Raw genomic sequence first — 8,095 nt, forward strand, 5'->3', positions numbered from 1 at the left:
ACGTCGCCCGCCCGCGCGGTCGGCGACGCCGCGGTCCGGGGCGCCCGGGGCGGGCATCCCGGCCTCAGCGCAGGTCGGTCCCCCGCGACCCGGCCGGCGCGAGCCAGCGCTCGAGCTCGAGCGCCAGGTGGACCTCCAGCCCGCGGCCGGCCAGCGGCTGCGGCAGCAGGCGGTCGGCGCGGGCCAGGCGCTTGAGCACCGTGTTGCGGTGGGTGTGCAGCAGCGTCGCGGCGCGCGGGGCGCTGGAGTCCTCGCGCAGGTAGACCCGCACCGTCTCGCGCAGCTCCGCGTCGGCGCCGGCCCGGGCGCCGCGCGCCGCGGCGACGAACGCGCGGGCGCGGTCCTCGTCCTGCAGCGCCAGCGACGCGACGCGGACCTCGGCGTAGGTGATCGCGCGCGGCCCGTCGGTGCCGCGCATCAGCAGGCGTTGCGTCGCGACGGCCTCGCGGTGGCTGTCGCGGAAGCCCGTCAGGCCCGGCAGCGACGAGCCGACCGCCACGGCGATGCCGTCGGGCACGTCGCCGGCCATCGCGCGGACGCGCTCGGGGTCGGGCGTGGCGTTCGACGTCCACGCCCACAGCGCCGAGCCGGTGGCGACGGTGAACGGCCGCCCGCCGCCGATGCCGTGCGAGACGACGCCGGCCGCGTGCTCCAACTCGCCCGCCGCGACCGCGCCGTCGGACGCCCAGAGCACGAGCGCGGTGTGGTGGCCGGCCAGCTCGTAGCCGATCCGCGCGGCGGCCCGGGCCTGGGTGATCGGCGCGCCGTCGAGGATCAGCAGGACGGCCTCGCGCCGCCGGGCCACGACGCCGCCGATCAGCGCGTCGCGCTCGGCGTCCATCTGCGCCGCGAGGCCGCTGAGGATCCCGTCGACGAAGCCGAACAGCGACCGCGAGCCGTAGTCCAGGGCGGCGACCAGGCCGTCCCCGTCGAGGCCCTCCTCCTGGGCGCACCGCATCCACGTCCGCCAGGCGACGTTCTGGCCCTGCCGGTACGCGGTCAGCAGGCTGTCCCGATCGGTCCCGCGGCGGGTCATCTCGCGCGCGAGGTCGAGCGCCTCCGGCGGCACGTCGACGCCGGCGGGGGCGTCCGGGCGGTCGATCGTCGACGCGATCCAGCGCCGCAGGTTCGCCCCGGTGCTGGCCCGCGTCTGGGCCGCCAGCACCGGGTCGTCGGCCAGGACGGGGGAGGAGTCGAGGATCGCCTCGTTGGCCGCGGAGAGCAGCGCGTCGAAGTCGGCGAGCATGCGCCGGGCCACGCCGCGGATCTGCCGCGCGGCGGCCGGTGAGGGCGGTTCCCAGCGTTGCGCGGCGATCACCTCCCGATACTAGCCGCGGGGTGGGCGACCGCTCCCTTGCGGCGTACACCGGTGGGCAGATGCACCCGTTTCGCCCCTGGTCGCGGTGCGACGGTGCGACCAGCGAGAGAGCCGACCGAGACCCGCGCCGCAGCGCGGCGCCGGCGGCCCCGAACCGACCCCCACCGAGGAGCGCCCCACCATGCCCTTGACCACCGGCAACTTCCCACCCGTCGACCCGCCGACGTTCCTGCACATGCCGTACCGCGAACGGCTCAAGGTGCTGTCGCAGCACTGGGCCGAGTACGGCTTCGGCGCGCCCAAGATCGTCACGTTCATCTACCTGTTCCGGATGGTCCTGTTCACGGTCGGCTGCGGCATCCTCGCGGCCACCCTGACGTCGGACCTCAACCCGTTCAAGCCGTCGGAGTGGTTCGACCAGGCGATCGTCTGGCAGAAGCTCATCGTCTGGATGCTGCTCATCGAGTCGCTCGGCATGGGCGGCTCCTGGGGCCCGCTCTCCGGCCACTTCAAGCCGTTCACCGCCGGCTTCCGCCACTACTTCCGGGTCGGGACGATCCGCCTCCCGCCGTGGGGGGACAAGGTGCCGTTCACGAAGGGCGACGAGCGCACGCCGTTCGACGTCGCGCTCTACACGCTGCTGATCGCCAGCTACATCGCGGCGATCGCGATCCCCGGGCAGTTCGACCGCGAGCTGACGAGCGCCGTCGGGCTCGACAACGAGGGGCTCATGGCCTCCGCCTCGGTGATGCCGATCATCGTGCTGCTGGTCCTGATGGGCCTGCGCGACAAGGTCGTCTTCCTGGCGGCGAGGTCCGAGCAGTACCTGCCGGCCCTGATCTTCTTCGCGTTCTTCCCGTTCGTCGACATGGTCATCGCGGCGAAGATCCTCATCGTCGCGGTCTGGGTCGGCGCCGGCTTCTCGAAGCTCACGAAGCACTTCCCGTACGTCATCCCGCCGATGGTCTCCAACACGCCGTGGCTGACGTCGACGACGATCAAGCGCGCGCACTACCGCAACTTCCCGGACGACCTCCGGCCGTCGAAGGGCGCGAAGTTCCTCGCCGAGATCCCGGGCACCGCGTTCGAGATCGTCGTGCCGCTGATCCTGCTGTTCTCGACGAACCACACGATCACGGTGATCGCGGCGATCATCATGCTCGGCTACTGCGTCTTCATCATCAGCTGCTTCCCGCTCGCGACGCCGATCGAGTGGAACGTCATGTTCATGTTCCTGATCGGGTTCCTCTTCCTCTCCCACGGCTCCAACGAGGGCTACGGACTGGCCGACATGGACACCGGCCTCCTGATCCTCACGGTCGTCGGGATGGTCCTCTTCCCGATCTGGGGCAACATCCGGCCCGACCAGATCTCGTTCCTCCCGGCGCTGCGCCAGTACGCGGGCAACTGGGCGTCGGGCATGTGGGCGCTGGCCCCGGGCGCGGAGCAGAAGCTCAACGACCACGTCAAGAAGGCGTCCCTGATGCAGCAGGACCAGCTCGAGGCCGAGTACGGCAAGGACGAGGGCACCGTCGTCCTCCAGCAGCTGCTCGGCTGGCGCTCCCTGCACAGCCAGGGCCGCGGCCTGAACTCGGTGATGATCAAGACCCTCGGCGACGACGTCGACCGCTACGACCTGCGGGAGGCGGAGTTCGCCTGCAACGCCGTCGTCGGCTGGAACTTCGGCGAGGGCCACCTGCACGACGAGCGCCTGATCGCGGCGCTGCAGCGCCGGTGCGACTTCTCGCCGGGCGAGTTCATCGTCGTCTGGGTCGAGTCCGAGCCGTACGCCAACGGGAAGCAGGAATACCGCGTCATCGACGCCGCCGTGGGCATCGTCGAGCGCGGCACCTGGAAGGTCCAGGACTGCGTCGACGCGCAGCCGTGGCTGCCGGACGGCCCGATCCCGACGAACGTCACCTGGCGGCTCGACGGGTACCAGCGCGTCAGCCACCCCGGCGGCCGCGGCGGATCCGGCGAGGCCGTGGAGCGTCGGCGCGCCGAGGCGGGGCAGTCGCGGACCGGGCAGGTCGGAGCCGGGGCCAGCACCCCGCAGGCCGTGCCGGCGCCGCAGGCCGCGCCGTCCGGCGAGCCCGCGACCGGCGAGCCCGCGACCGGCGGGGAGCCCGTCACCGCATGACCGACCGCGTCCACGGACCGACCGCCGACCCGTCCGTGGGTGCGGTCGCATGACGACGGCGACGGTGGTCGGCAGCGGGCCCAACGGGCTCGCCGCCGCCCTCACCCTCGCCGCCGCGGGCGTCGAGGTCACGGTCCTGGAGGCCGCCGACCGGCTGGGCGGGGGCACCCGGACCAGCGAGCTCACGCTCCCCGGGCTGCTGCACGACGAGTGCTCCGCCGCGCACCCGCTCGCGGTCGACAACGCGTTCACGCGCAGCTTCGACCTGCAGGCCCACGGGCTCACCTGGCGGTGGCCCGAGGTCCAGTACGCGCACCCGCTCGACGGCGGCGGGGGCGCGGCGGCGGTCCGCTCGGTGGAGGAGACCGCCGCCGGCCTCGGCCCGGACGGCAAGGCGTGGCGCGCGGTCTTCGGCAAGCTCGACGAGCGCTTCGACGACATCGCCTCCGACTTCACGCAGCCGATGCTGCGGCTGCCGTCGCACCCGATCAAGATGGCGCGCTTCGGCGCGTACTCGGGACTGCCGGCGGGCGTGCTCGCCCGCCGCTGGTCGACGCCCGAGGGCCGCGCGCTCTTCGCCGGCGTCGCCGCGCACGCGCTGCGGCCGTTCTCCAGCCCGATGTCCGCCGCGATCGGCGTGGCGCTCGGGACGGCCGCGCACACCTACGGCTGGCCGGTCGCCGAGGGCGGGTCGCAGGCCATCACCGGCGCGATGATCTCGCTGTTGCGCGAGCACGGAGCGACCCTGGAGACCGGCGTCCGCGTGCGGTCGCTGGCGGACCTCGGCGATCCCGACGTCGTGATGCTCGACGTCGCCCCCGCGGCGGCCGCGGACATCGCGGGCCCCCGGATCCCGCCGCGGGTGGCCCGGGCGCTGCGGCGCTTCCGCCACGGGCCCGGCACCTTCAAGGTCGAGTTCGCGGTGGAGGGGGGCGTCCCGTGGACGTACGAGCCGACCCGCCGCGCGGGCACGGTCCACGTCGGCGGCGACCTGCACGAGATCGCGACGACGGAGCGCGAGATCCAGCGCGGCCGGATGCCCGAGCGGCCGTTCGTCCTGCTCTGCCAGCAGTACCTCGCCGACCCGACGCGGTCCAGCGGCGACGTCCACCCGCTCTACACCTACGCGCACGTGCCGCACGGCTGGACGGGCGACGCGACCGCCGCGATCGAGGCGCAGATCGAGCGCTTCGCGCCCGGCTTCCGCGACCGCATCGTCGGCCGCAACGTGCGCAGCGTGGCCCAGACGGAGGCCTACAACCTGAACTACGTCGGGGGCGACACGGTCACCGGCTCCAACGATCCCCGGCAGATGGTCCTGCGGCCGCGCGCCGCACTGGACCCCTACGCGCTCGGCGCCCCGGGCCTGTTCATCTGCTCCGCCGCGACCCCGCCCGGCGCCGGGGCGCACGGCATGTGCGGCTACAACGCGGCGCGCTCGGCACTGCGCGGGCTCGGCGTGTCGGTCGCGTAGCTCGTCCGTGACGCCGTCCGCCCCGTGCCGATCACCACGCTCGACCCCCGCGCGATGACCGCCCCGATCCGCTCCGACCTCCTGGCCGCACTGACGTCCGACGACGCCGGGCACGGGCACCGGATGGCGCTCGCGCTGCACGAGCGGATCCCCGAGCTCGCCGCAGACCCGGGGCTCTTCGCCGACACCGAGGCCAGCTGCACCGCGAACGTCACCGAGATCCTCCGGGTCCTGACGGGCGGCCTGCCCGTGGAGGCGGTCGAGGTCCCGCCGGTCGCGCGCGACTACGTCGTCACCTTCGTCCACCGCCGGATCCCGCTGGCGGTGCTCCTGCGCGGCTACCGGGTCGGCCAGAACCACCTGTGGCAGGAGTTCGCGGCCCGGCTGCGCGGCGTCGCCGGCGACGACCCCGGCGCCACGGAGTCGCTGGCGACGATCGAGAACCTGCTCTTCGAGTACGTCGACCGGCTCAGCGATCAGCTCGCCGTCGCGTATCAGGACGAGCTCGAGCGATGGGTCCGCAGCGCCGCGGCGGTCCGTTACGACACGGTCAACGAGATCCTCTCCGGCGGGGCCGTCGACCTGGAGGTCGCGTCGCGGCGGCTCGGCTACGAGCTCCGGGTCCGGCACCTCGCGGTCCTCGTGACCCGTGACGACCGGACGGGGGCGTCGGCGTCGCTCGAGGCGGCCGCGCTCGCGTTCGCGGCCGCGGTCGGCACCCGGGACACGTTGCTGGTGCCGGTCGGGAGCACGACGCTCTGGAGCTGGGCGGCGCTCGGCGACGCGTCCGACGACGACGTGCTCTCGCGGGCCGAGGCGCACGTCCCGCCCGCCGGCGTCCGGATCGCCGTTGGCCACCCGGGCGGCGGCGTCGACGGCATCCGCGACGGGCACGCCGAGGCGCAGATCGCGGCGGAGCTCGCGCTCGTCACGAAGCGCCCGCCGGACCGCCCGACGTCCTACCGAGCGATCGAGCTGCTGTCGCTGCTGACGGCGGACCCGGAGCGCGGGCGGCGCTTCGTCCGCCGGCAGCTCGGCGCGCTCGGCGATCCGGGCGCCGGCACCGCGCGCCTGCGCGAGACGACCCTGGCGTTCCTCGAGCACGGCGGTAGCCACATAGCCGCCGCCCACGCCCACCACCTCCACAAGAACACGGTCTACACGCGGGTGCGGCGCGCGGAGCGCCTGCTCGGCCGGCCGATCCTCGTCGGCGACGCCGCACTGCAGGACGCGCTCCGGCTCGCGGTCGCGATGCCGGCCGAGATCCTGGGGACGGCGCCGGACGAGGGGTAGCGGGACGCGGTCCGTCGTCCGGGGACGCCGGGCGCGTCCGCCGGGCGGGCCGTCCGGAGCGCGCCCGGCCCGGGAGCGCCCGGCTCAGCCGTCGGCGCCGGCCTCCGCGATCACCCGGGCGGGCATCGCGACGGCCAGCGTGAGCGCCGCGTGCAGCGCCGCTCGGCCGGGGACGACGGGCGTGCCGAGCGCCCGCTCCGCCCGGCGGACGCGGGTGTAGACCGTGTTCTTGTGCAGGTGCAGCGCCTGCGCCGCGCCCAGGTGACTGCCGCCGTGGTCGAGGAACGCGAGCGCGGTCTCGCGCAGGCGGGCGGTCGCGCCGTCGGTGGCCGCGAGCGGGCCGAGCTCGCGCCGGACGAAGCGGCGGCTGCGCTCGAAGTCCGCGGTCAGCAGCGACAAGAGCTCGAGCGAGCGGTACGAGACGGTCGGTCCGGCCTCGCCGGCGTAGAGCTCCGCCGCGTGCTGGGCCTCCTCGTGCGAGACGCGGAAGCCCTCGACGCCCGCGCCGGGGCGGCCGATCGCCAGGCGCAGGCCGCCGTCGGGGCGGTGCGCCTCCAGCCGCTCGACGACCGCGCCGTCGGGCTGGTCGCCGATCGACGCCCACGCCCAGAGGACCGACGTGCCGACGGGGACGAGCAGCGGGTCGCGACAGCCGGCGACCGCGGCGGCCGTCGCGGCCGCGCGCTCGAGCGCGCCGGGCGTCGGCATCTGCTCCGGCGACGGGTCGGCGGACACGATCAGCGCGACGTGCCGGCCGCGCAGCTCGTAGACGAGCCGCTGCGACGCCACGCCGCTGTCGATCGCGCCGCCGTCGAGCAGCTCGCGGACGGTCTCCACCCGCACGGCGGACGCGCTGCGGACCCACTGGTCGCGCTCGCGCTGGTAGATCTCGGCGAGCTCGTCGGACACGCGGTCGACGTACTCGAAGAGCAGCGCCGCGATCGCCTCCATCGCGCCGACGGTCGCGGGGTCGTCGCCGCGGTACGTCCGCAGGCGCTCGGCGAACGTCGTCCACAGGTGGTTCTGCCCGACGCGGTAGGCGCGCAGCAGGACCGCGAGCGGGATCCTCCGGTGGACGAGCCCGACGGCATAGTCGCGCGCGGCGTCGGGGACCTGGACCTCGGCGATCGGCAGCCCGGACTCCAGGAGCCGCAGGATCTCGGTGACGTTCGCCGAGCAGCTGGCCTCGGTCTCGGCGAACAGCGCGCGCTGCTCGGGGACGGCGCCGAGCTCGGGGATCCGCTCGTGGACCGACGTCGCCATCAGGCGCCCGTGGGACACGCCGTCGGCGGTGAGCGCGGCGAGCAGCTCGCGCTGGACGGCGGGCGAGGGCCCGGCGCCTGGTCGCGCCGGTGGCCGGTCGGCCGTGTCGGAGGTCAGCACCGGAGGGCCCCGCCGGCTGCGTTCACGGGCCGCAGGCCGACGATCCGCGGATCGCCCGCGTCCGGCACGCCCGGCAGGACGGCGGCCGCGGAGATCCGGTGCAGGCGCAGGGCGACCTGGAGCTCGGCGCGGCGCCCGGCGACCGGCACGCCGAGGATCGCCTCGATCTCGCGGATGCGGTTGCGGACCGTGTGCTCGTGGACGCCGAGCGTCGCGGCGGTCGACACGTGCGAGCCGGTCGACAGCCACGTCAGCAGCGTCGCGCGCAGTCGGGCGGTGCGGTCGTCGCGGACGGCGAGCGCCCCGAGCTCGGCGCGGACGAAGCCGTCGGCGCGCTCGGGGTCGTCGAGCAGCAGCGTCTCCAGCCGGACGTCCTGGTCGCAGACGACGCGCGGCTGGTCACCGAGCGCGCGGTGCACGCGGGCGACCTGCCCGGCGCGGGCGCGGGCCAGGCGCATGCCGCGCAGCCCGGCGTCGGCGCCCGCCG

The 8,095-nt window shown here is 75.0% G+C and carries 6 protein-coding genes; 3 read left to right on the forward strand and 3 right to left on the reverse strand.

Going from position 1 to position 8,095, the window contains the following annotated elements:
- Positions 1-64: 64 nt before the first annotated feature.
- Positions 65-1,318, reverse strand: coding sequence for a helix-turn-helix domain-containing protein (locus AB0L40_RS03080; protein ID WP_364348990.1), 1,254 nt, complete (start codon positions 1,316-1,318; stop codon positions 65-67).
- A gap of 181 nt (positions 1,319-1,499) precedes the next feature.
- Here AB0L40_RS03080 and AB0L40_RS03085 point away from each other — a divergent pair, with 181 nt between their 5' ends.
- Genes AB0L40_RS03085 through AB0L40_RS03095 form a run of 3 tightly spaced genes read left to right on the forward strand, consistent with a single transcriptional unit; the run spans position 1,500 to position 6,225 of the window.
- On the forward strand, positions 1,500-3,458 hold the full coding sequence (locus AB0L40_RS03085; RefSeq protein WP_364348993.1) for a DUF3556 domain-containing protein: 1,959 nt from the start codon (positions 1,500-1,502) through the stop codon (positions 3,456-3,458).
- 49 nt (positions 3,459-3,507) lie between these two features.
- Positions 3,508-4,932, forward strand: coding sequence for an NAD(P)/FAD-dependent oxidoreductase (locus tag AB0L40_RS03090; protein ID WP_364348996.1), 1,425 nt, complete (start codon positions 3,508-3,510; stop codon positions 4,930-4,932).
- Positions 4,933-4,986: 54 nt separating this feature from the next.
- On the forward strand, positions 4,987-6,225 hold the full coding sequence (locus tag AB0L40_RS03095) for a helix-turn-helix domain-containing protein (protein WP_364348999.1): 1,239 nt from the start codon (positions 4,987-4,989) through the stop codon (positions 6,223-6,225).
- 84 nt (positions 6,226-6,309) lie between these two features.
- Here the strand turns inward: AB0L40_RS03095 and AB0L40_RS03100 are convergent, their stop codons facing one another.
- Positions 6,310-7,608 carry a helix-turn-helix domain-containing protein gene (locus AB0L40_RS03100; RefSeq protein ID WP_364349002.1) on the reverse strand — a complete coding sequence of 433 codons (1,299 nt, stop codon included), beginning with the start codon at positions 7,606-7,608 and terminating at the stop codon, positions 6,310-6,312.
- Positions 7,602-8,095: helix-turn-helix domain-containing protein (locus tag AB0L40_RS03105; protein ID WP_364349005.1), on the reverse strand; the 494-nt coding region annotated here is incomplete at its 5' end. The genes AB0L40_RS03100 and AB0L40_RS03105, both read right to left, overlap by 7 nt.

Origin of the sequence: Patulibacter sp. NPDC049589, from assembly GCF_040675535.1 — a bacterium.
In the GTDB taxonomy this organism is placed as follows: domain Bacteria; phylum Actinomycetota; class Thermoleophilia; order Solirubrobacterales; family Solirubrobacteraceae; genus Patulibacter.

Bases quoted from the DNA above. Each gene is read 5' to 3' on its own strand.
- AB0L40_RS03085 (WP_364348993.1), top strand. From the start codon at position 1,500: ATGCCCTTGACCACCGGCAACTTCCCACCCGTCGACCCGCCGACGTTC.
- AB0L40_RS03090 (WP_364348996.1), top strand. From the start codon at position 3,508: ATGACGACGGCGACGGTGGTCGGCAGCGGGCCCAACGGGCTCGCCGCC.
- AB0L40_RS03095 (WP_364348999.1), top strand. From the start codon at position 4,987: ATGACCGCCCCGATCCGCTCCGACCTCCTGGCCGCACTGACGTCCGAC.